At 61.2% G+C, this 24,000-nt stretch carries 21 protein-coding genes; 6 read left to right on the top strand and 15 right to left on the bottom strand.

The features are described from left to right. The coding region (locus ACTJKE_RS35405) for an aldehyde dehydrogenase family protein (RefSeq protein ID WP_440693795.1) at positions 1-1,274 on the top strand (1,274 nt) is incomplete at its 5' end. Positions 1,275-1,401: 127 nt separating this feature from the next. On the opposite strand, the gene ACTJKE_RS35400 is transcribed toward ACTJKE_RS35405, so the two are convergent. From ACTJKE_RS35400 to ACTJKE_RS35385, 4 genes are all read right to left on the bottom strand, one after another. Next, positions 1,402-1,524, bottom strand: coding sequence for a hypothetical protein (locus tag ACTJKE_RS35400; protein WP_256436675.1), 123 nt, complete (start codon positions 1,522-1,524; stop codon positions 1,402-1,404). 162 nt (positions 1,525-1,686) lie between these two features. Then, positions 1,687-2,613, bottom strand: a complete 927-nt coding sequence (locus ACTJKE_RS35395) for a dihydrodipicolinate synthase family protein (RefSeq protein ID WP_058329301.1) — start codon at positions 2,611-2,613, stop codon at positions 1,687-1,689. Then, positions 2,610-3,317: a ribonuclease activity regulator RraA gene (locus ACTJKE_RS35390; RefSeq protein ID WP_113515241.1), complete on the bottom strand. Its 708-nt coding sequence runs from the start codon at positions 3,315-3,317 to the stop codon at positions 2,610-2,612. The genes ACTJKE_RS35395 and ACTJKE_RS35390 overlap by 4 nt, the downstream gene beginning before the upstream one ends. Positions 3,318-3,332: 15 nt before the next feature. Beyond that, positions 3,333-4,118 (bottom strand): SDR family oxidoreductase, encoded by a 786-nt coding sequence (locus ACTJKE_RS35385; RefSeq protein ID WP_113515243.1) that lies wholly within the window; start codon positions 4,116-4,118, stop codon positions 3,333-3,335. A gap of 92 nt (positions 4,119-4,210) precedes the next feature. On the opposite strand from ACTJKE_RS35385, the gene ACTJKE_RS35380 reads away from it, so the two are divergent. Beyond that, a complete protein-coding gene (locus ACTJKE_RS35380; protein ID WP_113515245.1) occupies positions 4,211-5,068 on the top strand; it encodes a LysR family transcriptional regulator in 858 nt (285 codons plus the stop codon). Positions 5,069-5,440: 372 nt separating this feature from the next. On the opposite strand, the gene betA is transcribed toward ACTJKE_RS35380, so the two are convergent. The 5 genes from betA to speB all read right to left on the bottom strand — a co-directional run bounded on the left by betA (position 5,441) and on the right by speB (position 11,430). Continuing rightward, the gene (gene betA, locus ACTJKE_RS35375) at positions 5,441-7,129 is read right to left on the bottom strand and encodes a choline dehydrogenase (protein WP_113515247.1); all 1,689 of its coding nucleotides are present in this window, start codon (positions 7,127-7,129) and stop codon (positions 5,441-5,443) included. Positions 7,130-7,145: 16 nt separating this feature from the next. Beyond that, on the bottom strand, positions 7,146-8,609 hold the full coding sequence (locus ACTJKE_RS35370; RefSeq protein ID WP_058329307.1) for a purine-cytosine permease family protein: 1,464 nt from the start codon (positions 8,607-8,609) through the stop codon (positions 7,146-7,148). A 1-nt stretch (position 8,610) separates the two neighbouring features. Further along, complete coding sequence (locus tag ACTJKE_RS35365) at positions 8,611-8,778, bottom strand: hypothetical protein (RefSeq protein ID WP_113515249.1); 168 nt, start codon at positions 8,776-8,778, stop codon at positions 8,611-8,613. 109 nt (positions 8,779-8,887) lie between these two features. Then, positions 8,888-10,396: an aldehyde dehydrogenase family protein gene (locus ACTJKE_RS35360; protein ID WP_440693793.1), complete on the bottom strand. Its 1,509-nt coding sequence runs from the start codon at positions 10,394-10,396 to the stop codon at positions 8,888-8,890. A gap of 56 nt (positions 10,397-10,452) precedes the next feature. Then, positions 10,453-11,430, bottom strand: coding sequence for an agmatinase (gene speB / locus ACTJKE_RS35355; RefSeq protein ID WP_058329309.1), 978 nt, complete (start codon positions 11,428-11,430; stop codon positions 10,453-10,455). A 90-nt stretch (positions 11,431-11,520) separates the two neighbouring features. Between speB and ACTJKE_RS35350 the strand changes: the two genes are divergently transcribed. Next, a complete protein-coding gene (locus tag ACTJKE_RS35350) occupies positions 11,521-12,453 on the top strand; it encodes a LysR family transcriptional regulator (RefSeq protein WP_440661843.1) in 933 nt (310 codons plus the stop codon). A gap of 138 nt (positions 12,454-12,591) precedes the next feature. On the opposite strand, the gene ACTJKE_RS35345 is transcribed toward ACTJKE_RS35350, so the two are convergent. The 5 genes from ACTJKE_RS35345 to ACTJKE_RS35325 all read right to left on the bottom strand — a co-directional run bounded on the left by ACTJKE_RS35345 (position 12,592) and on the right by ACTJKE_RS35325 (position 17,923). Continuing rightward, positions 12,592-12,792: a hypothetical protein gene (locus tag ACTJKE_RS35345; protein ID WP_440661842.1), complete on the bottom strand. Its 201-nt coding sequence runs from the start codon at positions 12,790-12,792 to the stop codon at positions 12,592-12,594. 139 nt (positions 12,793-12,931) lie between these two features. Then, positions 12,932-14,932, bottom strand: coding sequence for a glycosyltransferase (locus tag ACTJKE_RS35340; RefSeq protein ID WP_113515255.1), 2,001 nt, complete (start codon positions 14,930-14,932; stop codon positions 12,932-12,934). Then, positions 14,914-16,149 (bottom strand): HlyD family secretion protein, encoded by a 1,236-nt coding sequence (locus ACTJKE_RS35335; RefSeq protein ID WP_113515257.1) that lies wholly within the window; start codon positions 16,147-16,149, stop codon positions 14,914-14,916. The genes ACTJKE_RS35340 and ACTJKE_RS35335 overlap by 19 nt, the downstream gene beginning before the upstream one ends. Before the next feature lie 220 nt (positions 16,150-16,369). Beyond that, positions 16,370-17,134 carry an EAL domain-containing protein gene (locus ACTJKE_RS35330; protein ID WP_113515259.1) on the bottom strand — a complete coding sequence of 255 codons (765 nt, stop codon included), beginning with the start codon at positions 17,132-17,134 and terminating at the stop codon, positions 16,370-16,372. A 66-nt stretch (positions 17,135-17,200) separates the two neighbouring features. Further along, positions 17,201-17,923 (bottom strand): hypothetical protein, encoded by a 723-nt coding sequence (locus ACTJKE_RS35325; RefSeq protein ID WP_058329315.1) that lies wholly within the window; start codon positions 17,921-17,923, stop codon positions 17,201-17,203. Positions 17,924-18,204: 281 nt separating this feature from the next. On the opposite strand from ACTJKE_RS35325, the gene ACTJKE_RS35320 reads away from it, so the two are divergent. Together ACTJKE_RS35320 and ACTJKE_RS35315 are read left to right on the top strand one after the other, a co-directional pair. Next, on the top strand, positions 18,205-19,590 hold the full coding sequence (locus tag ACTJKE_RS35320) for a sensor histidine kinase (RefSeq protein WP_440693791.1): 1,386 nt from the start codon (positions 18,205-18,207) through the stop codon (positions 19,588-19,590). 5 nt (positions 19,591-19,595) lie between these two features. Further along, positions 19,596-20,237, top strand: a complete 642-nt coding sequence (locus ACTJKE_RS35315) for a LuxR C-terminal-related transcriptional regulator (protein ID WP_058329317.1) — start codon at positions 19,596-19,598, stop codon at positions 20,235-20,237. Between the two features lie 49 nt (positions 20,238-20,286). Here ACTJKE_RS35315 and ACTJKE_RS35310 read toward each other — a convergent pair whose 3' ends face one another. Beyond that, positions 20,287-20,742: a hypothetical protein gene (locus tag ACTJKE_RS35310; protein WP_058329318.1), complete on the bottom strand. Its 456-nt coding sequence runs from the start codon at positions 20,740-20,742 to the stop codon at positions 20,287-20,289. A 1,577-nt stretch (positions 20,743-22,319) separates the two neighbouring features. On the opposite strand from ACTJKE_RS35310, the gene ACTJKE_RS35305 reads away from it, so the two are divergent. Continuing rightward, on the top strand, positions 22,320-24,000 hold a 1,681-nt coding region (locus ACTJKE_RS35305), incomplete at its 3' end, for a DUF5801 repeats-in-toxin domain-containing protein (RefSeq protein ID WP_440693789.1).

The raw sequence follows: 24,000 nt of genomic DNA, 5'->3' as shown, positions 1-24,000 counted from the left end.
CCTGGTCGCGCTCCGGCATCCTCGAGCGCCACGCGATCCTGAGGAAGACCGCCGACGAGATCCTTGCCCGCAAGGACGAGCTCGGAAGGCTGTTGTCGCGCGAGGAAGGCAAGACGCTTGTCGAAGGCATCGGCGAGACGGTGCGTGCCGGCCAGATCTTCGACTTCTTCGCCGGCGAATGCCTGCGACTGGCGGGCGAAGTGCTGCCGTCGGCGCGACCCAATATCGGCGTCGAGATCACCCGCGAGCCGGTCGGCGTCGTCGGCATCATCACGCCCTGGAACTTCCCGATCGCCATTCCCGCCTGGAAGATCGCGCCGGCTCTTTGCTATGGCAACACCGTCGTCTTCAAGCCGGCCGAACTGGTGCCCGGCAGCTCCTGGGCGATCGTCGACATCCTCCATCGTGCCGGCCTGCCGAAGGGTGTCCTGAACCTCGCCATGGGCAAGGGCTCGGTCGTCGGCCAGGCGATGCTCGACAGCCCGGATGTGCACGCCATCACCTTCACCGGCTCGACCGGCACCGGCAAACGGGTGGCGCTGGCCTCGGTCGAGCACAATCGCAAGTACCAGCTGGAGATGGGCGGCAAGAACCCGTTCGTCGTGCTCGACGATGCCGATCTCAGTGTTGCGGTCGAAGCGGCGGTCAATTCCGCCTTCTTCTCCACCGGCCAGCGCTGCACGGCGTCGTCGCGCCTCATCGTCACCGAGGGCATCCACGATCGTTTCGTCGCCGCAATGGGCGAACGGATGAAGGGGCTGACGATCGACGACGCCTTGAAGGCCGGCACCCATATCGGCCCGGTGGTCGATCAAGGCCAGCTCAACCAGGACATCGACTACATCGCCATCGGCAAACAGGAGGGCGCCAAACTCGCCTTTGGCGGCGAGCTTCTGAAGCGCGATACGCCCGGCTTCTACCTGCAGCCGGCGCTGTTTACCGAGGCGACCAATCAGATGCGCATTTCGCGGGAAGAGATCTTTGGGCCGGTCGCTTCGGTGATCCGGGTGAAGGACTATGACGAGGCGCTCGCGGTGGCCAACGACACGCCCTTCGGCCTGTCGTCCGGGATCGCCACCACCAGCCTCAAGCACGCGACCCATTTCAAGCGCAATGCCGAGGCCGGCATGGTGATGGTCAACTTGCCGACGGCCGGCGTCGATTTCCATGTGCCCTTCGGCGGCCGCAAGGGCTCGTCCTACGGCTCGCGCGAGCAGGGGCGCTACGCCGCCGAGTTCTACACCACCGTCAAGACGGCCTATACGTCGGCGTAGATGTGAGCATGAGCCCCGCCGTTCGAATGGCGATTTACGTGTTGAACGTCGGGGCAATTCGAATGATCCGAACAGACGCAGCAACCGCAAACACACGGGTCATCAACTCTGGGGATCAGATCCGCTCTCAGAGGACGGCATAGAGGGAGCGCGACGACACCACATACTGGATCGCCGCAAGCAGGAGCGCGACCGCGACGATCACGCCGATACGCAAGATCCTATCAAGAAAGGTTTCCTGGCCCTGCATCGTCAACCTCGTTCTTCAACTGGTGAGTTCGACAATCGCCAAAGCCAAAGTACCACCCTCGCGAGTCTCAGGACAGACCCGCGATGGTGGTCGCAGACACGATGGATGACTTTATAGCGCCGGCGCGGCTAGCAGCGAACAGGCCCAGGGATAGGGCGTTGACTAAAGGGCAGCGCGCTTGTCACGTTTCCCGACACGGGCAAGCAGATAGTCCACTTCTGCTCGCGCTGTCGGTGTCAGCATCTGGGCCGGCTTGCGTTGGGCGTCGGAGGTGATGACGCCGCGGCGTTTCAGAACGTGCTTGCGAACGGCAAGGCCGATGCCAAGCTGTTGCTCGTAGCGGATCAAAGGCAGGTGCGCATCGAAGAGGTCGTGCGCCTCATCCCTCTTTCCGGCCGCAAACAGACCCATCAGCTCGGTGAGCATGTCCGGGAAGCCATAGCCGGTCATGGCGCCGTCGGCGCCTCGTTCCGGCTCGAAGTCGAGGAACATGCCGCCATTGCCGCAGAGCACGGAAAAATCGCGAAGCTCTCCCGCCTTCTGCAGGGCGCGCAGCTTCGATATCTTTTCAAGGCCTGGCCAGTCCTCGTGTTTCAGCATCAGGCAGGACGTGTGGTTGGTCATGATCTTCGCGATGACGCCGGGCGTCATGACGACCGTAAGGGTCAGCGGATAGTCCTGGAGAACCCACGGCACATCCTCGCCGACAGCTTCCACCGCGCCTGCGAAATAGTTGACGATCTGGTCATCGGTGCGCAGGGCGGGAGGCGGAGCGATCATCACGCCAGCGGCACCCATCTCCATCGAGTCACGCGCCAACGAGCGCATGCTGGCAAAACCTGGAGCGGAGACGCCGACGATCACCGGAATTTTGGACCGAGAGACCACGCGCTTGACGATGGCCCGGCTCTCCTCCGGTTCGAGCTTCGGGGCCTCGCCCATGATCCCGAGGATCGTGACGCCGGTGCAGCCGCTCTCCTCATAAAAGCCCGTGAGCTTGTCGATCGATTTGAAATCGATCGAGCCGTCCTCGAAGAACGGCGTGGTTGCGATGGCGTAGACGCCCTTGGATTGCGTGCCGAACGTCATTTCTGGCTGTCCTTCCAGGCCTCATACCGGGCCTTCGTTTCTGCATTCATTGGGTAAAGACCGGGAAGCGGCACGCCCCGATCGACTTCACTCATGATCCAGGCCTCCATGCGCTCCTGTTCGGGCGCCTCAGTGAGCACCTCGTCGAGAAGCGCTGCCGGGATGATGACTGCACCGTCGTCATCGACCACGACAATGTCGTCCGGAAGCACGGCAACGCCGCCGCAATTGATCGGCTGCTGCCATCCGACAAAGGTCAGCCCTGCGACCGACGGCGGCGCTGCGATGCCATTGCACCACACCTTCATGCCGCTCGCCAACACACCCTCAGAGTCGCGCATCACGCCGTCTGTGACGAGGCCGGCAACGTTGCGTTTCGCCATCCGGGCACACAGGATGTCACCGAAGATGCCGGCATCGCCGATGCCCATCGCGTCGACAACCGCGACACAGCCCTCCGGCATCGCCTCGATCGCCGCCCGGGTGGAGATCGGCGATGTCCAGCTCGCAGGCGTGGCGAGGTCCTCCCGCGCAGGGATGAAGCGCAGCGTAAAAGCTCTCCCGACAGCCCGCCCTTGGCCGGGTTTCAGCGGCTTGGTGCCGCGCATCCAGACATTGCGAAGTCCCTTTTTCAGGAGAACCGTCGTGAGCGTTGCGGTGGACACGTCCTTCAGGGTTTCGACGACTTGAGGTTCAAGTGACATGAGGATCCCGCTCGATCAGATGCTGTTGATCAGACCGCCATCGACACGGATGACGGAGCCGGTGATGTAGGAAGCGCGGGGGCTGGCAAGGAAGGTGACGGTGTCGCCGTATTCTTTCGGGTCGCCGTAGCGCCCGACCGGAATGGACCCGGTACTTTCGGCGGTGACTTCGGCCACCGGCCTGTTCTCACGCTTCGCCTTCTGCTCGTCCAGAAACACGATCCGCCCGGTGGCGATGCGTCCTGGCAGCACGATGTTTGCGGTGATGCCATCGCGCCCGACCTCGCGCGCCAACGTTTTTGACCAGCCCACAAGCGCCAGGCGCAGGCTGTTCGATATCCCGAGATTTGCAATCGGTGCGACGACGCCGGAAGACGTGGAGGTGATGATGCGCCCCCATTTACGCTCGCGCATGCCCGGCAGCACCGCGTCGGTGACCGCGATCACTGAGCGAACCATGAGGTCGAAGTACTTCGACCAATCGTCGGGCGACTGGCCCGCAGCCGGCGTCGGCGGCGGGCCGCCAGTGTTGTTGACCAGGATGTCGACCGGGCCAAACGCGTTGTTTATGGCGTCGAGCTCCTGATCAGCCAAGGACAGGTCGCCAATATCCCAGGTGAGCGGAATGGCCTTGCCACCCTCGGCCTTGATTGCATCCGCGGTCGCCTTGGCGCTTTCTTCGTGTATGTCGGCGACGGCGACGGAAACGCCTTCGGCCGCAAGCGACCTTGCGATTGCGCCGCCAAGTCCACCGCCGGCGCCGAAGACAAGCGCCGTCTTGCCCTTCAAATGTAGATCCACCTCTTCCTCCTTTGTTTCCGGGTCACTATGGCAACGCACAAACAAGAGAAAAACCTTCCTTTTTATTCCTTCAGTCGATAGTAAAAGTATCGATGGAAACCCGCTTTCTCGAAACCTTCCTGGCTGTCGTTCAACACGGCTCTCTGGCTGAGGCGTCGCGCCGCCTGGGTGTGACGCCGGCCGCGGTCGCGCAACGTATCCAGGCGTTGGAAGACGAGATCGGCCTGCCCCTTCTCGCGCGATCAGGTCGGCGGGTGAAGCCAACCGAAGCGGGCGTCGCGATCCTGGAAAAGAGCCGACGCGTTCTATCGGAAGTCAGACAGTTGAAAGGACTGGCACACGACGACCAGGCATTCGGAGAACTGAGGCTTGGTGCCATTTCGACGGCACTGACGGGCCTGCTTCCGCATGCGTTGCGAAGGGTGTTCGACACGACGCCGGGCGTTGACATCTTCCTGCTGCCGGGCACGTCGGCAGAACTCTATAACAGCGTGCTGGAGGAAAATATCGACGCGGCAATCCTCGTCAAACCACCCTTCCCCTTACCCAAGACTTTGCACTGGGAGCTGATCCGAGCAGAGCCGTTCGTCCTTCTGGCGCCGCCCGATCTTGCGAACATCCCCGCCGACCGCTTGCTTCGCGAGCAACCGTTCATCCGATACGACAGAAGCAATTGGGGTGGCCGGCTGGCAGACACCTATCTTCAATCCCAGCGGATTCTTCCTCGCGAGTGGCTGGAACTCGACTCGCTCGAAGCCATTTCGGTGATGGTTGAAGCCGGGCTGGGTGTATCGCTTATGCCCGACTGGCGTTCGTCCCTCTTCGACAATCTGCGCGTCGCGCGGCTATCGCTACGCAATGCACCGTGCCGCGAGATCGGCCTGCTCAGACCTCGCAACGTGCCATCAGCCCGACTGATACAGGCCATTCTCGATGCCATTCGGTTATAGAGCGGACCGGACTTCGCCGCACGGGCCGTCCTCGTTCTGGTCTTTACGCGCACCACCATGGCTCGAAGCTGACCCGGCGATGGGCGTGTGTACACCAACAATCGACGGCCGCTTTCGCCTTCGTCATGCCTTCGCACGCTGACCTCGCTCGTGCCCGCAGAGTGCATGCGGTCCTATCCCGGCCGCTTCGCCGAGGCGCTTTCCCGGCCTTGAGGCTGCTGCCGTCGTGCCCCAAGCGACCAGCCGGCAAAACGGGCCAGGAGCCCGCGAAAAAGCGCCTCTATGAAGTGCGACCAACCGCGCGGCTCCTCGGGACCGTCCAGATCCCGCCGGGCAACCACATAGCCGATCCCCCGCAACATCGCGGCCGCCTCAGTGCCGGAAGGCACGCAGCGGCTTGCCGCTGCGCTGGGTGACGCCGACGCCGGGAGCCGTGCCGACCTGTGCATTGGAGGCAGCAAGCAGCGGTTTGCCGCGCACCATGTCTGAGCCACGCTCGGCGAGCATGATCGTCGGCGCGTTGAGGTTGGCGTTCGGCTCCGCCGGGAAGACGGAGCTGTCGATGACCCGGAGGCCGCCGATGCCGCGCACCCGGAGTTCGCTGTCGACGACGGCCATCTCGTCCTCGCCCATGCGGCAGGAGCCGCAGGGGTGGTAGGTGCTTTCCATGGTTTCACGCACCCAGGCGTCGATCTCGTCGTTGCTGCGCACATCCTTGCCGGGCGCGATCTCCTCGCCGCGGAAGCGGTCGAAGGCGGGTTGGGCGACGATTTCGCGGGTGAGCCGCAGGCAGCGCCGAAAACCTTCGCGGTCCTCCTCGCGGTCGAGATAGTTGAAGAGGATATCCGGCTGCTCGTGCGCCTCCGGCGAGCGCAGCCGCACATAACCGCGGCTCTTCGGCTTGTTCGGCCCCGTCAACACCATGAAACCGTGACCGTCGAGCGGCTTCTTGCCGTCATAGCGCATGGCGGCCGGCAGAAAGTGGAACTGGATATCCGGCCACTGGAGGGAGGCGTCGGAACGAATGAAGCCTCCGCTCTCGAAATGGTTGGAGACCGAAAGCCCCTTCTTGAAGAGCAGCCATTCCGCACCGATCAGGGCTTTGCTCAAAAGCCCCATCTTGCCGTTGAGTGTGATCGGCTCCTTGCAGGCATACTGGATGTAGACCTCGGAGTGGTCCTGCAGATTCTCGCCGACGCCCGGCAGATCGTGCAGCACCTCGACGCCCGCCTTTTGCAGCACCGCAGCCGGGCCGATGCCGGAGCGTTGCAGGAGGTGCGGCGAGCCGATCGGGCCGGACGAAATCAGCACTTCGCGGCTGGCCTTCACCACAATGCGTTCCCCGCCGCCCTGTTCGTATTCGACGCCGACGGCGCGTTTTCCCTCGAGCAGCACGCGCCGCGTCATGGCATGGGTGACGACCCTGAGGTTCGGCCGGCTCATCGCCGGTTTGAGATAGGCATTGGCCGTCGACCAGCGCACGCCGTCCTTGACGGTCATGTGCATCGGCCCAAAGCCCTCCTGCATATGGCCGTTCGGGTCTTCCGTCGTGATATAGCCCGCCTCGTGGCCGGCATCGACGAAGGCCCGGTAGAGCGGGTTCTGCATCCTGTTGCCGGCATTGGTAGCAAGCGGGCCAGCGGCGCCGCGATAGGCGTCGCCCCCGTCCTGCCAGCTTTCGGCGCGTTGGAAATAGGGCAGGCAATTGGCATAGCGCCAGCCGCGCGCCCCAAGCTCCTCCCACTCGTCGAAGTCGCGGGCATGGCCGCGCATGTAGACAAGCCCGTTGATCGAGGAGGAACCGCCGATGACCTTTCCACGCGGGCAGTGGACCCGGCGGCCGTCGAGGCCGGGCTCCGGCAGGGTCATGTATTTCCAGTTGTACTTCGTGCCGTTCATCGGGATGGACAGCGCCGTCGGCATCTGGATGAAGATCGACTTGTCGCTGCCGCCGTATTCGAGGACCAGGACTTTTACGGCCGGGTCTTCCGAAAGCCGGTTGGCGAGCACGCAGCCGGCCGATCCGGCGCCGATGATGATGTAGTCGTAGGTATCGCTCATGGCGGTCATCCCGATATTACGGATAGAGGCCCCAGCCACGCCCGCGGGCGAAAAGCCGGGTCAGGACATAGTGGACCGCGCCGGCTGCAAGGCAGGAAGGCACGGAGGCGGTGAGGTACTTGAAGGCCGGCAGGCTTGCGAGCGTCTGCGGATTGAAGACGAGCACGTAGACCGCGAAACCGACGGCAAGTGCAAAGAGGCCGATGGGATTGAAGCCGCCCCAGAAACGGTAGGGACCGTTTTCCTGCGGACCGTGTAGGCTGCGCATGTCGAGCTTCTGGCGGCGCAGGAAGAAGTAGTCGGCAATGCCGATGCCGGCGAGCGCGGAATTGAGCGCCGAGGTCCAGACGAGGAAGATGAAGAAGCCGTCATACATCTGCGGATAGAAGACCACGAGGCCGAGCGGGATGACGCAGAACAGGAAGAGGATCGCCCCCCAGGAGATGGCCCGCACCGAGGCCGTGCCCACCTGCCGCAGACCGACGATGGAGGTGTAAAGGATGTTGGCCATCGAGGTCATGTTGGCGAAGGCGACGAAGAGCAGTGCGATGATGCCGATGACGGGCCCGGCGATCTTGGTCATCCAGATCGTCGGGTCGCTGTCGCCGAGTGCGACGGCTGCGAGCAGGCCGACAATTTCGCCGAGTGCGGCGGCGCCAAAAATGCCGAGGATGTTCGGCCAAAAGGCGGTGCGTTCGTTCTTGGTGAGGCGGGCGAGATTTCCGATATAGGGCCACCAGGAGAAGCCGGCGGCAAGGTTCACTTCGATAGCGATAATGAAGTTGAGCGTATTATCCTCAAACGGCGGGGAAAGCGCCGGCATCGCCAGCAGCTCGGAGAAGGAGCGGTGCTGGAGGATGAGGTAGAGCATCACGATCATCAGGATCACCAGCGCGGGCGAGACGACCATGTTGAAGAACTTGATCGAGGTCGGCCCCTTGGCGACGATGAACCAGGTAACGAGGATGGCGCCGACGGCGGCGACGATCATCTTGATGCCGGTCGGGTTGGCGGCCTCGCCGGAGCTCAGCGCCGTCAACCCGTCGATCGAGCGGCCGAACATCATGGCCAGCACCGCAAGCCAGCCCATGGTGAGCACCACGACGGCCAGCACATAGACGACGCGGCTGCCGTTATAACCGAACTGGCTGCGCAGCGCGACGAACTGCTCGATGCCGTAGCGGCCGGAAAGCGGCGTGGTGGCGAGTGCCGTCAGCATGACACCGACGATATTGCCGATGATGATGGCGGCAATGCCCTCCTTCGGTCCGACGAAAAGACCGACGGAGCCGCCGATCAGGAAGGCCCAGGTGGCGATGGCAAGTGCCGAATTGGCGTAGGTGAATTCCCAGAAGCCCCAGAGCCGTTCCGAGGGCAGAAGCGGTGCATCGCCGCGTTCGGCGGCGGCACGGTTGACAGAAGCTTCCTCCCGTTGGATTTCAGCGGCGGCAAGCCCGCCATTGGCGACGTGTTCGGTCATCTCATGCCCCCCAGAACCAGGAGCCGAGGACCAGCACGAGCGTCAGCACGGTCATGCCGGCATAATCGAGGGCGGTCATCGTGCTTTCGAAGCGGTGACCCGCCTCGATGTCTTCATAGATGCGGGCGCGGCGTCCCAGTTCGTTCTGCCAGGCGATATCGTTTTCCATTTTTGGTTCCCCTATCGCGTCGCGCCTTCGGCGTCTTTCTGCGATGAAAGGCGGCTCCATCAGCCGCCGGTGGTGCGAAGCGGCCGCCCATGGGCGGCGGCCGCAAGGTTTACGGCAACGTGATCCACACGGCCTTGGTCTCCATGAGGTAGTCGAGTTGCTCCGGCCCCAGGTCCTTGCCGAAGCCCGAGGCCTTGAAGCCACCGAAGGGCATGGAGGGATCGATCGTGCTGTGGGCATTGACGTAGACGGAGCCCGCATGCAGGCGCGGGATGAGCGTGTGCACGCGCGCGAGATCGTTCGAGTAGATCGCGGCGGCAAGGCCGAACGGCGTGTCGTTCGCCAGCGAAACCGCGTCCTCCAGCGTGTCGAAGGGGCTGGTGACCAGTACCGGCCCAAAAATCTCCTCGCGAACGATGCTCATCTCCGGCTTGCAATAGGCAAAGATCGCCGGTTCGATAAAATGGCCCGGTCGGTCGGGGCTGCCGCCGCCATGGATCAGCTCCGCGCCCTCGCGGCGGCCGGCCTCGATATAGCTGGAAACCACCTTCTTCTGCTGCGCCGAGACCATGGGGCCGATGTAGCAATCGCGGTCGAGGCCCGGCGCAAGCTTCAGCGTACGGGTGACAGCAACCAGCTCTTCGAGGAAGGCGTCATGCACCGACCGCTGGACATAGACGCGGGTGCCGGCATCGCAGACTTGGCCGGAATTGAAGAACACGCCGTTTGCCACCGCACGGGCAGCACTTGCCAGATCGGCATCGTCGAGCACCAGCACCGGTGATTTGCCGCCGAGTTCCAGCGTGACGTGCTTCAGATTACCGACCGCCGTGCGGCCGACCTCCTGCCCGACCGGCGTCGAGCCGGTAAAGGTGACCTTGTCGATGCCCGGATGGGTCGACATGGCCGCGCCGATGACGCTGCCCTTGCCCGTGACGGTATTGACCACGCCATCGGGAATGCCGGCCTCCTGCACCAGTTCGGCAAAGCGCAGGGTGGAAAGCGAGGTGAGTTCCGCCGGCTTGACGATGACGGTGCACCCGACAGCAAGGGCAGCCGCGAGCTTCCACGCCATGGTCTGCAGCGGAAAGTTCCACGGCACGATGGCGGCGACGACGCCGAGCGGTTCCTTGCGGGTATAGGCGAGATAATTGCCGGGAATGGAAGGTTCGACGGTGCGGCCGTGCAGCTTTGTCGGCCAGCCGGCGAAATAGCGGAACGTATCAACCGTGCCCTGGATATCGATCTCGCGGGCAAAGGTCACCGACTTGCCCATGTCGATGGCTTCGATTTCCGCCAACTCGTCGGCATGGGTCTCGATGAGGTCGGCGAGGCGGTGCAGCAGCCGTTCGCGTTCGAGCGGCTTGAGGAGACGCCATGCGCCGCCATCGAACTGGGCGCGGGCAGCGCGGACGGCCCGGTCGAGATCGTCCGTAGTGCCCGAGGGCGCGCGGGTGATCAGGCCGCCGGTGGAGGGCTCGAAAATGTCGAAGGTCGCGCCATTGCCGCTGTCGACCCAGGCGCCGCCGATGAACATCTTCTGGGGCTTGGCCAGAAACCGCCGCGTCGCATCGCTGACGCCGTATTGATCCATATAATTGCGGACGCATTCGTCCATGTCTCTTCCTCCTCGTCGGCCGCCGCTGGCGTGCCGGCCCTTCCCGGGGTCTTTGCTCAGCGTTTTTCGGCTCTTGCATGCATGACGCGGCCGATGAGGTTCATGAGAACCTGCGCGGCCAGAATGGATGTGCCTCCGGTGTGGTCGTAGTCGGGGGCGACCTCGACCAGATCGATGCCGACGATGTTCCCGCGCTTGGCGAGCGCCGCCAGGATCTCCAGCACCTCGTAATAGATGAAGCCGCCATGCGACGGCGTGCCGGTACCCGGCGCGATCGACGGATCGAAGCCGTCGATGTCGATGGTGACATAATAGCGCGCGCCGGCCGGCACCCGGTCCACCACGCCCTGCGTGCCCAACGCCCGGATCTGGCGCACGGAGAGAATATCGGAGCCCATCTTGCGGGCATCCTCATAACCTTCCTTGGCGGTGGAGGAGACGTTGCGGATGCCGAGCTGCGACAGGCCGCTGACATAGGGCTTTTCCGCCGCGCGGCGCATCGGGTTGCCGTGGCCGTAGCGCACGCCATGGCGCTCGTCGACGAAATCGAGATGGGCGTCGATCTGCACGATGTGGATCGGACCGTTCTTCTCGCAATCCTCGGCAAAGGCATTGACGCAGGGGATGTTGATGGAATGATCGCCCCCGAGCACCACCGGCAGTGCGCTGGCGGCCAAAATCTTGCGCACGCCGAATTCGATGTTCGCGTGGCTCTTCATCGTGTCGGTGTGGACGATGTCGGCGTCGCCGATGTCGACGATCGAGACCGCGCCGCTCGGAAGATAGGTGACGTCGTCCTCATGATCGTAGGCGCCGCCATGGCCGAAGGAGAACAGGGTCGAGGCTTCGCGGATCGAGCGCGGCCCGAAGCGGGTGCCGGCACGCCACTGGGTGCCGCAGTCGAACGGCGCGCCGAGGATCGCCACGTCGGCGTCGATCGCGTCCCAGTCCGGCTGATAGGGATATTTGCCGAAGGTGCAGATGCCGACAAACGGCAGGTTCAATCGTCCGGTTTCATAGGAATTGCTGGTCATGTGTCTCCTCCACAGGTGAAGGAGATTGCGGAAGGTCGATACGTTTAAAAATATCTATGATTGGATGTTTAGTTGTGGCTTAATCAATGCATGATCAACAAGGTTCGCCACCGCGTTCTCAACCTATCGCTCGGCGATGCCGAGCTCCGGCTGCTGCGCGTCTTTGCTTCAGTCGTGCAGCACGGCGGCTTTTCTGCCGCGCAGTCAGCGCTCGGCATGACGCAGGCGACAATCTCCACCCATATGCGCAATCTGGAACAGCGGCTGGCCTTGCGCCTGTGCACCCGCGGCCGCAGCGGCTTCCAGCTAACGGAGGAAGGACGGCTCGTCTATGACGCGGCGCTCGAACTCTTCGGCTCGCTGGAGAAATTCCAGAGCCGCATCGGCGAGGCGCAGGGTGAGCTTTCCGGCAATCTCAGCTTCGGCACCGTCGATGCGATGATCACCAATCGCGAACTCGACCTTCAGGGCGCACTCGCCAGCTTCCATGCGAAAGCGCCGCGCGTGCATCTGGAAATCGATGTCGCAGCACCGCAGGTGCTGCACCAGGGGCTACTGAACGGCTCCTATCAGGTCGTGCTCATGCCATCGGTCGGCAGCGTCACGTCGCATGTCCGTAGCCAGCCGGTGTTTTCCGAAGTTCAGAAGCTCTATTGCGCCGAGCGCCACCAGCTCTTTGCCCGCCCCGACGAAGAGCTCACCGACGCGGTGCTGGCATCCCAGTCCTTTGCCGGCCGCACCTATATGCTCAACGAGACGATCTGCGGCGTGAACTTCACGTGGGCCGCCGCAACGCCGCATATGGAGGGCACACTGCTGCTTCTGCTTTCCGGCGCTTATATCGGCTTCCTGCCCGATCACTATGCAGACGAATGGGTGCGCACCGGCCGTCTCAGGATACTTGCCCCCGAGCGCATGACCTTCGAGGATATGTTCCATCTCGCCTATCCCCGCAACAAGCCTTCACGCGCGGCCGAAACCCTGGCAGAGGCGATCACCGAGAGCGTACGAAAGCCGCACTGATGCTTTCCGCTGGCCCCGGAAACCAGGGCCAGACGGCTCAGTCCTGGGACAATTCCAGGAAATGTCACTGCTCACGTCCTTATCGCCCCGATCTGCAACCACGTAGCCGATGCCGCGCAGCATTTTCCGCTCCCTGCCCTACCGAACCCGAACGGGCTCGGCGTAGTAGGGCAGCCGGTCGATCCGCGGCGACCACCGTCCCTTGTCGACGACCGTGCGCACATGCGCTGCAATCTCCTCCATCGGCGCGAACCAGACGTCCCCGCGCTGAAGAACCCGCGCAAGGAAGCGGTGCGCCACTTCCAAGCGCGCAAGGCGTCCGGTGGAGAAGGGATGCACGACCGGCACCCGGAGCGCGCCTATCGGCGAGCGCGACGCGCGCACCGATGGCTGCAAAAGCGAGCGCGCAGGCAGCCGCGAGGTGGCACGCGCATCGTGATGTCTTGAACGGGGAAATGCGATCCTCGAGGACCGTTTGCTATTGGGAGACGGTGCGCGTGCGTCCGAAGGCGCGCAGTAGCAGGTTCATCGAAACAGCGATCTTGTCGATGTCGGGGACGTCTCGGGAGTAGCGTCCGGTATAGAGCTTGACGATCATCTGGTCGCGCTCTTTGCCGCTGAGTTCGTAGTGAAGGTGAAGGTAGAAGCGCCTCTTGTCTCCGGCGCGCGAGATGTCGCCGCGCCGCTGCGTCACTTGCCTGAGATCTGCGTGTAGCGGCTCGAAGCCATCAAGTCTGAGCGTCAGCTGTGTGGACTGGAAACGCACTTCAGTCGGAACGGCGACCACCGCCTTGTCGAGTGAGAGGCTGACCACGCGCCCCGGCGTGCCGTCGACATTGGCGGGCTCATCCAGCCTAAAAGCCTGAAAAAGGCGACACGGTTTCTCAAAGCAGATGAGAGAAGCGATGACAAGGACGACGATGTTGATGCCCGACCAGAGAGCCCCGATCGCCGAGAACGAGCCGTGTACCCGTGCCGTTTCCGGAACGATGTTGATCAGGAGCCCCAGTGCTGTGGCAGTGATGAAGCCCGCGATCCAAGAGAACGTGTAGGCATCGAAGGCGTTGGCCTCGTTACCGGTGCCTTTCGGGGTCACCTTGAACGGCTTGCCGAAGGGCCGTACGAGGCTGGAAACGACCGTCGGCAGCATGCGAAAGGTTGCGAACGTCCCGACGGCGCTGGAAACCACCGGGAGGTAGCGCGTCGGGGTGATCCACAGCATCAACAGGAAATAGGCCGCCAGAACGGGAAGCTGGTTAGAGACATAGTCGGCAACGCCGGTGAAGTGCAGCGGCAAGGCGCCGAACCAGAGATAGGCGATCGGCACCAGCAGGACGATCAGGCGCACGACGTACTGCACGAGCCAGGACATGGGAAGAAACATGATCCGCTGGAACAACGACAAGCCCGGTCCGCGCAAGGGGCCGTTGTGGAGATAGAGCGTCTGGATGCCGCCCTGGCACCAGCGCTCTCGCTGGACGAAATAGCCCGTCAGGTTCTCGGCTGCCAACCCCATCGACAGGCGCTCGTTCAAGTAGCGGGTCTTGTAGCCTTTATTCAGCATCGACAGTGTCGTCAACAAATCTTCGGTGATCGATTCCGTCGGGAAGCCGCCGATCGCATCGACTGCCTTGCGGCGGGCGATCGAGCACGACCCACAGCAGAAGCTGACGTCCCAGACGTCGCGGCTCGGAGCGATCTCGTCGAAAAAGAGGCGCTGTTCGTCCGGCCAGATGTTCTCCAGACCCAGGTTTGACTGGACCGGATCGACATTGAAGAAATGCTGCGGCGTCTGGACGATCCCGATCTGCTCGTCCGAGAAGAACGGCAAGGTACGCTTGAGAAAATGGCGATATGGAACGAAGTCGGCATCGAAAATGGCAATGAAGTCGCCCGAACTCGCGCGGAGCCCGTTGTTCATGTTGCCGGCTTTCGCGTGCGCATTGTCCGTTCGCGTCAAGTGGACTGCACCTCGCTCTGTGCAGAAGGTCTTCAGCCAATCACGCCGGCCGTCATCGAGGACATAGACCGTGAACTTGTCTTTCGGATAGTCGAGTGCCAACGCCCCGACGATCGTCCGCTCCAAGACATCGAGCGGTTCATTGTAGGTCGGAATAAAAACGTCGACCGTAGGCAGATCCTGTTGTTCGCGAGCGAAGAACGTCTTTCCCAAGCGGTCCGCTTCGGAACTCCGGTCAACGTATCGGCTCATCAAGATGAGGAAAAGAACGACCTCGGTGAAGGCAAGGAGCTCGATAATGAAGACAACCCAAACCCACCATGCGTTCGCGCCATCGGCTGGATAGGGAAGAACGGTCTCGAAAAGACGCCAGACCATATAGCGCAATGCGACAGCGCCCACGACGGTGCAGGTGATGGTGCGCGCCCAGGTTTGATGCCGCGACCAATTGGATGGCCCAAGCAGGAAAAAGGCAATAACCAGCAATGTGGGCGCGAGCGCTAAAAGAGGTTGAACCACAAGCTTTTGATCCACTGCGTCAGTTGCAGATTGTGCCTGGAGATGCGTACCTGGGCGGTCCGCCCCACCTGGCAAAAATTGCCGAAATCGGTGTTGAGTGCTGAGGGTATGAGTTGAACGCGTATCCTGGCATCCTGCTCCTCGGCCTCCGGCTCCTTGGCAGCTAGATTGTCCTTCTCGACAACGGCAGAAGAGCCTTTGACTGCCTGCACCTTCCCCTTGAAGACGTCGCTCCGACCGAGAAGCCGAACCTCCGCTTCGCGACCCGGATAGATCTCATCGTAATCGACTTCGGGAACGAGGATATCGACGAAAAGCTCGCGGCAATCGAGGATACGCATAAGCTCGTTGTTCAAGATGACATTGGAACCGTTGACGACGTTCCGGGTCCACACTACGCCGCTGAATGGCGAAGAGATCGCCGCCGATTCGAGACTGCGAACACGCTTCTCTTCCTCGACCAGTTGATAATCTATCTGGTCGGCGCGCGTGCTGTTTTCGACAATGCGGGTGTTGATATCGTTTATGCGAACGATCACCTCGTCCTGGCGCTGGCGGGAATAGGGTACATCGTTTTGACCATCGCCCACGATGAATATCCCCTGACGAAGCGCCGTCAGTCGTTGTTCGAGCAGCTCGAGCGACAGATTGCTGATCTCGACCTCTCCGCCCGTGGCAGCGCCCGCGGCTGCGGCCGACTCCACCATTTTGCGTGTAAAAATCCCTTTCGACTCCAACTCCTGCCGTCGGTCGAGGTCTACCTTGGCGACGAAGTCCTGGGCACGCGATACCTCGACCCGTTTCTGCAGGATGCGAAGCTCGCGTTCCAGACTTGCAATGGTGGCGTTCTTGAAATTCTCAAGCCGATCGGCGAGTTGGGTGCGCAACGCGACAAGTTCGTCCCGTTCCCGCTCGAGCGCCGCAACGCGATCATCCGCGGTCTTTCCTTCCGCCTGCAGCGAAGCAAGGATCGCCCGATTGACCCGATCATTGCGGATCGTCAGAAGCGTCTCGTTTGCGGCTACCGAGGTGCCGATCCGGGGTGGTGCCTGCTCAATCTCGCCATCGATCGGCGCGTTGATCACTGCAAAGCGAGCGTTGACCGTGCCATCAAGGCTGGTAAAGCCCGTGAGCCCCGGCAAGAGCACGACAATGGCAAGTGCCAGAAGCAGGATCCCAACGACAATGCGTGTGACGCGATGGTTCAGGAGCTGCATGCCCAATCCCACTCACTATCGTTGACAACGACGACGGGGCTAGCGACATGCTCCCACCGCCGGGTTAACTTCCGGTGAGATGACGAGATGAACAACCCTCAAAATTGTATGTTTTACAGCTGAAGATTGTCCCATTTTCGAAAGATTCGGACGGACTACCGCTGTGTGTGCGGCCGATTTTCAGACAGAGGCGCGGGTCGTCCACGGGCCCCTCTTTCTGTCAGCAAAGCATCATATTTGAGTGATGCACTTCTCCGCCAAAGAGCGGAGTGAGCGTAGGTTCGGAGAGCAGAAACCCTTGAACATGTGTTGCTCCCGCGGCCTGCGCGGCTTCAAACTGCGCATAGGTTTCGACGCCTTCAATGACCACGACCGGGGCGACACAGGATGCGAGACCGACCATGTGCGAGAGAAAGCGCTCCGCGTCGTCACGACCCAGGCGCAAAAAGAATCCGTCGATCTTCACGATGTCGACGGGCAGCGACAAAAGCGCCTCGGGTGTCGAGAACCCTGTGCCAAAGTCGTCGACGGCAATTCTGTAACCAAGGGCCTGCACACTGTGCAGAAACCGGCCGGCTATCGGAAGTCCCGATACGGGAAGACTTTCCGTCAACTCGAGCACAAGCCGCGATGCAAACCTCGTATTTGCCGACAACAGATCGAAGAGAAGCGCTCTGTTGCGTTCGTCGGAAATACTTTCGACTGAAATGTTGCACCCTAGGACGCCGGATGGCTGGCACGCGAGCCAGTCAAAAGCGAGGGCGAGCATATGCCTGTCAAGCGCGGCAACACGGCCTGCCGCCTCCAGATAGCTGATGAACTCGCTGGCTGCCATGATCTCGCCATCGGGTTTGATGAGCCTTCCCAGGCATTCCGAGTAAAGGACGCGGCCGACGTCGGCGACAAAATTTATGTGTTGAAGCGAAAAACCGACACGTCCCTGTTTCACTGCCTGGTCGAAGACTTCCGCGACACGATCAAACATTCGAATTCCGCCTGGTTTGGCAACCGGCCCGACAACATCGCCGGAGCCGGCCGCCTGTCTTTTGTTTTACTGGGCGCTTTCTACTTCCGGATCCGTTTCTACGTCCGGATCCGTCTCATCCACGGTCGATGGCGGCAGCGTCTCGCGGATTTCATCGATCTTGCCGACCGCAGGGCCAACGCCGAGTATCTCCTTGGCTTCATCGACCATGTCGTCGGTCACCACACCGTCCTTGGTGAAGCTCGCAAGGGCTTCGCGCAGCGCTTCGTCACTCAGCGCCGGATCCGTGGGGATGGCATCCTCACCGTTTTCAGCCTCAAACTCGGCATAGGCGATCGCATAGGCCCGAACCCCGGCCATCTTCGGATCGTTCGAATTGAGGTAAGCGTGATAGTTCCGGTTGAGCGAACGGAAACCCGGCGCGTTCCCCGGCGTTACCGGTTCAACAACCGGATCCAACTCCACCGGCGCTGATTTGACGACTTTGTCGGCCTTCGCCGGCTTGGACGCTTTTTCCTTGCCGCTTGATGTGTGGGTCTTCTTATGCGATTTCTCGCCGGACTTGTTTCCTTTCGTCTCCTTGCTTCCACGCGCGTTGTCGGACTTGCCGTGGCCGGAACTGCCACCACGATCGCTGCCGTGGCCGCCACCATGGTCACTACCGTTTCCGCCGCCATTGCCGCCCTTGGCATAGGCGAAACCGCTCAGCCCCAAGTTACCGCCAGCAACCGGCGCGATTGCCAGTGTTAGTGTCATGATGCTTCGCGCGATCAGTCTCGTCATGGCCATGAGAATCTCCTTATTCCAACTTGCTGTTCACTGTCCTTTCGCGGACTCAAGCGAACGATCATTGATGCACGGACGATATCTGCGCCCCGGACACGGCGCCATCGGCCCCAGACCATTGCCTCCGCGCTTGGGACTTAGGTCCGGGCCCAAAGGCATCAAAGGTCCGATCAAGCTCGCGTCGATCGGCCTGCCATTGACCGCGTTTCGAGAGTGGTTAGGTTGAGCTGGGCTTGCTACAATGGTTGCGCCGCACGAGCCGGCGGCCCGATCCGAGAGACCTGGTGCGCTTCAATCAACTCATCACCCGCTGGAATTCTCAATCGCTCGCCAGGCAGTTTCTGCTTATCGGCGGAGCAGTCTCGGCATGCGCCATGGTGTTGATCGGAGCCTTTGTTTCGAACCGGATCGAAGATGCGGTCACCCGGAACTCGGCCGCGACGACTGCACTCTATGTGGATAGTGTGATTGCGCCGCTGCTGCCTGACATGCAGAAAAACGAAGTCCTCGACGGGACCGTGGCACGCGCGTTGGATGAGACCCTCGGCCAGGGCGCACTGGGTGAGCGGCTTCTCTCTTTCCGCCTCTGGCGCGCGGACGGCACGCTCCTCTATTCGAGCGATCGGGCCGCTGTCGGCACGAAGGTTGAGCTCAGCGGTGAATTGCAAACCGCATTTTCCGGCAACATGGCCGCGCGCTTCGATCAGGAAGGGGAATTAGCGACTGATAAGGGTTCGGACGTGCCGGCGCTTGTGATCTACAATCCCGTACTGCAGCCCTGGTCCGGGCAGGTGGTTGCCGTGTCGGAATTCCACGAAGTCGCCAATGAGTTTCAGCAAAGTCTCAATCAGGCGCGTATGCACACTTGGCTGGCGGTCGCGGCCTTCACGCTTGCCTTCTTTGTCGTGCTGTCGGCAATCGTGCTTCGCGGCAGCAAGACGATTGAGAGCCAGCGCCATGCGCTCAAGCAACGGGTCGAGGAGCTCTCGGAATCGCTCGCGCAGAACGAAAAATTGCGGGGTCGTCTTCAGCGCGCCTCACAACGTGCCACCGCGTTGAACGAAAGTTATCTGAGACGCATCGGAGCGGACCTGCACGATGGCCCTGCCCAACTCGTCGCCTATGCCTCGCTCAGGTTGGACAGTGAAGCCTTGAAGCACAGCAAAACGCCGGCCGCCACGCGCGACCGCGAAATTGGTGCGATAAAGGCGAGTTTGGACGAAGCGATGCAGGAGATCCGCACGCTCTGCGGCGGCCTGGTCCTGCCGCAGATAGAAACGGCAGGTCTGGCCGAAATCTTGCAGCGGTGCGTGAAGGCGCATCAGCAGCGGACAGGGGCGCCCGTCGAATTGAACTTGACGAAGCCCCCCGAACGCCTCTCGCAGGCGGCGAAGATATGCATCTACCGGTTCGTGCAAGAGACCCTCAACAATGGCTTTCACCACGCCGGCGGTGTCGGACAGCGGGTAACGCAGCGGACGGATGGCGACCGTGTAACGATCGAGGTTGCCGATAGTGGACCCGGTTTTGACCCGGACACAGTTCTGCCCACAAGTCTTGGTCTTGCCGGCTTACGAGAACGGATCGAAAGTCTCGGAGGAACGTTCGAGCTCGTTGTGGCTCCGACCGGTACAACCGTTCGCATGACGACCAGCGTCAAGGAGATATGACAATTATGGCGTTTCCCATTCGCGTTGCTATCGTGGACGATCACCCCTTGTTTCGGGAAGGTGTGACGCGGAGCCTGTCGGAGATCGAGGGCTTTGAAATTGTCGCCGAGGGTAGCTCGAAGGACGATGCCACCCAGATCGCGGAGAGCCTTGGACCAGATATCATGCTCATGGATATCTCCATGCCCGGTGGTGGCCTGGAGGCCATACCGGCGATCCTGAAAATCGCCCCATCACAGAAGATTATCATGCTCACCGTTTCCGAAGACGGCGACGACGTGACAACTGCGCTGGATCGAGGTGCCACCGGCTATGTGCTGAAGGGCGTCGGTGCAAGAGCGCTTGCCGAGGTCATTCGCACCGTGGCTTCGGGAGAGCGCTATGTGGCGCCGACCTTGTCGGCCAAGCTTCTGTCCAGCCGGACACCTTCGGTAAGCGGCAGGTCCGGCCTGATCGCCGGTCTAACGCCTCGTGAAAGGGAAGTTCTGGAATTGGTGGCAGCCGGTATGAGCAACAAGCATATCGCAATCCAACTGGACCTGCAGGAAAAGACCGTAAAGCATCATATGACCCAGATCATGACAAAGCTGGGCGTCAGCAACCGCACTGAAGCGGCCATGGTGCTGCGCGATGCGCGCGAAGTCTGATCCACGTCGAACAAGGATGGCGCAACCGGCTCGGTGCGCCTGCCCTCACTTAATGCAAGAATGAATCTATCCGTTTTCTATCGTTTGCCGTCGCGCGGCGGTTGATGATAGTGCGTCCGCGGGCATCCTTCATGATGTAGCGGCCATTCGCGATCTCTTCGGTAATGCCGCCTTCGTGGCGAACGCCGACATCCTGCCCATTGGCCTTTGCGTTCCCACGATTGGAGTTCTTGGAACGCTCGCTGTTGGAGTTGGAGCGGTCACTGCCACTTGAACTCCCACCTCCGTTCCCGCCACCGCTTCCTCCACCATTTCCGCCACCGTTGCCGCCACCGTTCCCGCCATTTCCGCCCCCGCCTCCATTACCATTGCCACTGTTGGCGAAGGCGACCGTCTTGACGATCGTAAGTCCAGCGCTCGACGTTTCGAGGCTGTAGGGTAAGGAGATGGCGAGGGTGCAGACTGCCGGCAAGAATGCTGTCAGGATCATCCGACGCGTGATCATAATGTCTCCAAGGTCATTTCGTGCGCAAGCGCACTTAGCGCGGCGGGTAACGAACCAACTTTGCCCTTGACCGAGACGCACAGTCAACTCGCTCCAGCAAACATCCTGCCTGCACAGGACCTTTCCCTTACCCCGGCTGGACCTTCGTCCCATCCAAGCCAGACTATGGTCGGAAGACCGGGCGGGGGTCCGCTGGTGCGATCCGGCGGATCAGCCAGGCAGACGCGCTTAAAAAGACGGCTCCCGGAGGAGCCGATGAGGTAAGTGAAAGGGCCAAATGTCAGGATCGCCGATCCGTGAAGGCTCCTGGTTGACCCCATTTGAAGGGCATGCTGTTAGGGCGGGGCTAGATATTCATCGAAGGTTGAGTGGCGCCAAAGGGCGGTCCTATCGTCCCCGCCCGACGGCGCTGGTGCCGCTGCCCGACCCATCCGGAGGGTCGGCAGAAGTACTTTCGAAACCTCTCATCGCTGCGTGAGATAGATGTCCGGGATCGTTCTGAAACGGCAAAACTCTCGCCTGGAAAACTCTCGCCTGGTGGGAATCCCAGAGGACAAAAGCCTATCGGGCAGGTCCCCCTCCGTTGAGGCTCAGGCGGTCATTGCGATAAAAAGAGAGCCTCTACCCCGCTAAGGAAGAGGCTCAGTCGGTGCATGCGATCGGCCTCTGCAGCGGGGACTGCCGAAGGTGGCAATCGCAATGAGACAAGGGTGACTGATGCCCCGCCCAAAGACAACTTCCCTCAAGGGACTAGCCCTGATCAGCCGAAGATATAACCGGGTGCCTGCACACCAAAATGTCGGGCAGCGGTTTACGAGCGTGGCAGCCGCACACCTTCCAATCTATTCCTCATGAACGATTTCAAAGGCAGCGTCCTGCGCAAGAACCAACGTCTCAATCAAAACAGTGGAGTTGCAACAGTCGACCAAAAGGCCTGTTGTCGTATACCAAGATGGGCGGACGCCCGGTTGAGGATTAGATTGCTTGTCGGCCTCGCTGGTGAGGTCCCGTCCCACCTAAGACCTAAGTCCTATTTGCGCCGGCAAAGGTCCTACTCTGCTTGTGACGCAATTCAATCCCAGAATATCCTAACTACAACCATGGCGTCATCCACCGCCACGGCCGCAAAAGTGGTTCCAGAGTCGCTTGTGACGCCTTTCCGGGTGACTCTGGAACACAGCACCAAACTGCTCGCAGGTTCATTAATATTAATTAAAAATCCGAACCTGCCGCATGTCATCTCTGCTTTTTCGCCGGGACATTTATGCCAGACGGCTCGGCCGTTCAGCCGCAACGCTATCGATGCCCTTACGCTGATCCGGCTTCGCGAAGCGGCACAACCTCCGATATATTAGATAGTCCTTAAGGATGACTTGAGGGGCCCATGCAAGAGGCGTAGCGTCCCAGTCTAAGCCAGGTGCCTCATTGTAGAACACCTGACAAGGCGTGATGAGAACACGCATAGGGGGGGGATTTCCCAGAACAAATCTTTTTTTCCGAAGTGGATAGAGGCCCTGACGCTTGAGGGCCCCTATCCCTTTTCTTTGGCCAATTCATTTTCGCGGAGGATAACCTCGATGGCACTGGACATCCAGACTCAAGACATCATCATCGACGAGAGCATCGGTCTTACGGACGACGATATTAACCCGTCCGGCAACACCAACCCCACGCTGTTGTATCTCCTGGGTCTTGACGATCCGGGCGGGCTGACCTCACCGGAGGTCGCCCACCAAGCCGACTTCGTGCAGGCCTCGGCGAGCGCAGGGGAAACCATCTCCGGGATCGTTCTCGCGAAGGATGCCTCGGGCACACCCTTTTCCAAAACCGTCGGCGTGAACAGCGGCATCCAAACGGTCGATGGCAACTATGTCTGGCTGTTCCAGGACACCACGAATCCCAACGTGGTGATCGGCGTCATCGGAACCTCCGACCCGCTTGCAGAACCCGATGAAAACGGGCCGCTCGCCTTCGCGTTTGGGCTGGACCCCACGAGCGCCACTAAAGCGGACCTTTACCTGGTTCAGTACGTGCCGCTGCTCCATCCGGATGAGACCGACCCGGACGACCGCATCGATCTGACTGATCATGTGTTCGCCTCGGTCACGGGGACTTCCGTGCTCAGTTTCTTGGGGCAGAACGCCGCGTCCGGCAATCATGATTTCTACGTGATCAATTCCTCCACTGACGCTTCCAAGCAGCTTCTCGTGACAGGTTTCCTGGGCGCAGCAAATGCCACCGCCAACGTGAGTACGCAGGGATTCGGCATCGGTAACCAAAGCATCAATCCGACCGAAACGCTGCAATGCGATTTTGTCACCGGCGGCAATCTCCCTGCGGGTGATGGCTCCCAAATCCAGTACGGCAGCCATCTCGATAACGTCACGCAGGCTGGGTTCACGATCAATCAGATCACACCTTCGGCCGAGACTAGGCGGGTGGATATCACGATCAGGGCCTTCGACAATACGGGCAACGAGCAAGGATCGGACTTCTTCAACGGCACCACGACCAACCCCGTCGACATCACCAGCATCAAGTTGACGGGCACGTCCGGGTTTGCCACCACCATCACCGCCGATGGCACTTATGCCACGGGAAGCGGTAACGTGACCATCTCTGGGCTCAACGGCACCGGGAACGCCGTCACCATCACTGGGCTGGATAACGTCACGACCGTCGATTTCACCACCGCCACCCAAATGGATCGGCTGACGGTTACGGGGGTCGACGCGACTGAAGGCTGCGACATCACCGAATTCCATTTCACGTCGCAATCCTCCAACGCCCACACCGAAGAGGTCGGCTCGTTCATCAACTTCGATGACGATGGGCCGAGCATCACGGCAGACGGCACCCCGCCGGAACTGACGGTCGACGAGACCGATTTGACGGACGACGACAGCGCCGATTTCTCGACCTCCTTCACCTCGGATGCCGGTGAGGATGGTGACGCCATCAGCTATGCGCTCGGCATCAATCAGGCCAACAACGACAGTGGCCTCGTCGACACCGCAACCGGCGACGCCGTCCTGCTCTTCAAGGAAGGTGATAACGTGGTCGGTCGTGCCGGCTCGGCCGTCGGCGCTGTTGTGTTCACGGTCAGCGTCAGCGCCGCCGGCGTGGTCACGCTCGACCAGGCCCGCGCGGTGGTCCATCCGGACGCCAGCAACCATGACGACAGCATCACCTTGGCTGCTGCCGACCTCATCACCCTGACGGCAACCATCACCGACAACGACGGGGACGAGGACTCGG

Origin of the sequence: Ensifer sp. 22521 (assembly GCF_052044795.1) — a bacterium.
In the GTDB taxonomy this organism is placed as follows: domain Bacteria; phylum Pseudomonadota; class Alphaproteobacteria; order Rhizobiales; family Rhizobiaceae; genus Ensifer.
The sequence above is the reverse complement of the archived record's forward strand: the minus strand, read 5'-3'. Positions and strand labels throughout refer to the sequence as shown.

Coding starts and splice junctions, on each gene's coding strand:
- ACTJKE_RS35390 (WP_113515241.1), bottom strand. CDS start 3,317: ATGTCACTTGAACCTCAAGTCGTCGAAACCCTGAAGGACGTGTCCACC.
- ACTJKE_RS35370 (WP_058329307.1), bottom strand. CDS start 8,609: ATGACCGAACACGTCGCCAATGGCGGGCTTGCCGCCGCTGAAATCCAA.
- speB (WP_058329309.1), bottom strand. CDS start 11,430: ATGACCAGCAATTCCTATGAAACCGGACGATTGAACCTGCCGTTTGTC.
- ACTJKE_RS35360 (WP_440693793.1), bottom strand. CDS start 10,396: ATGGACGAATGCGTCCGCAATTATATGGATCAATACGGCGTCAGCGAT.
- ACTJKE_RS35395 (WP_058329301.1), bottom strand. CDS start 2,613: ATGACGTTCGGCACGCAATCCAAGGGCGTCTACGCCATCGCAACCACG.
- ACTJKE_RS35310 (WP_058329318.1), bottom strand. CDS start 20,742: ATGATCACGCGTCGGATGATCCTGACAGCATTCTTGCCGGCAGTCTGC.
- ACTJKE_RS35315 (WP_058329317.1), top strand. CDS start 19,596: ATGGCGTTTCCCATTCGCGTTGCTATCGTGGACGATCACCCCTTGTTT.
- ACTJKE_RS35380 (WP_113515245.1), top strand. CDS start 4,211: ATGGAAACCCGCTTTCTCGAAACCTTCCTGGCTGTCGTTCAACACGGC.
- ACTJKE_RS35365 (WP_113515249.1), bottom strand. CDS start 8,778: ATGGAAAACGATATCGCCTGGCAGAACGAACTGGGACGCCGCGCCCGC.
- ACTJKE_RS35325 (WP_058329315.1), bottom strand. CDS start 17,923: ATGGCCATGACGAGACTGATCGCGCGAAGCATCATGACACTAACACTG.
- ACTJKE_RS35330 (WP_113515259.1), bottom strand. CDS start 17,134: ATGTTTGATCGTGTCGCGGAAGTCTTCGACCAGGCAGTGAAACAGGGA.
- ACTJKE_RS35350 (WP_440661843.1), top strand. CDS start 11,521: ATGATCAACAAGGTTCGCCACCGCGTTCTCAACCTATCGCTCGGCGAT.
- ACTJKE_RS35400 (WP_256436675.1), bottom strand. CDS start 1,524: ATGCAGGGCCAGGAAACCTTTCTTGATAGGATCTTGCGTATCGGCGTG.
- ACTJKE_RS35335 (WP_113515257.1), bottom strand. CDS start 16,149: ATGCAGCTCCTGAACCATCGCGTCACACGCATTGTCGTTGGGATCCTG.
- betA (WP_113515247.1), bottom strand. CDS start 7,129: ATGAGCGATACCTACGACTACATCATCATCGGCGCCGGATCGGCCGGC.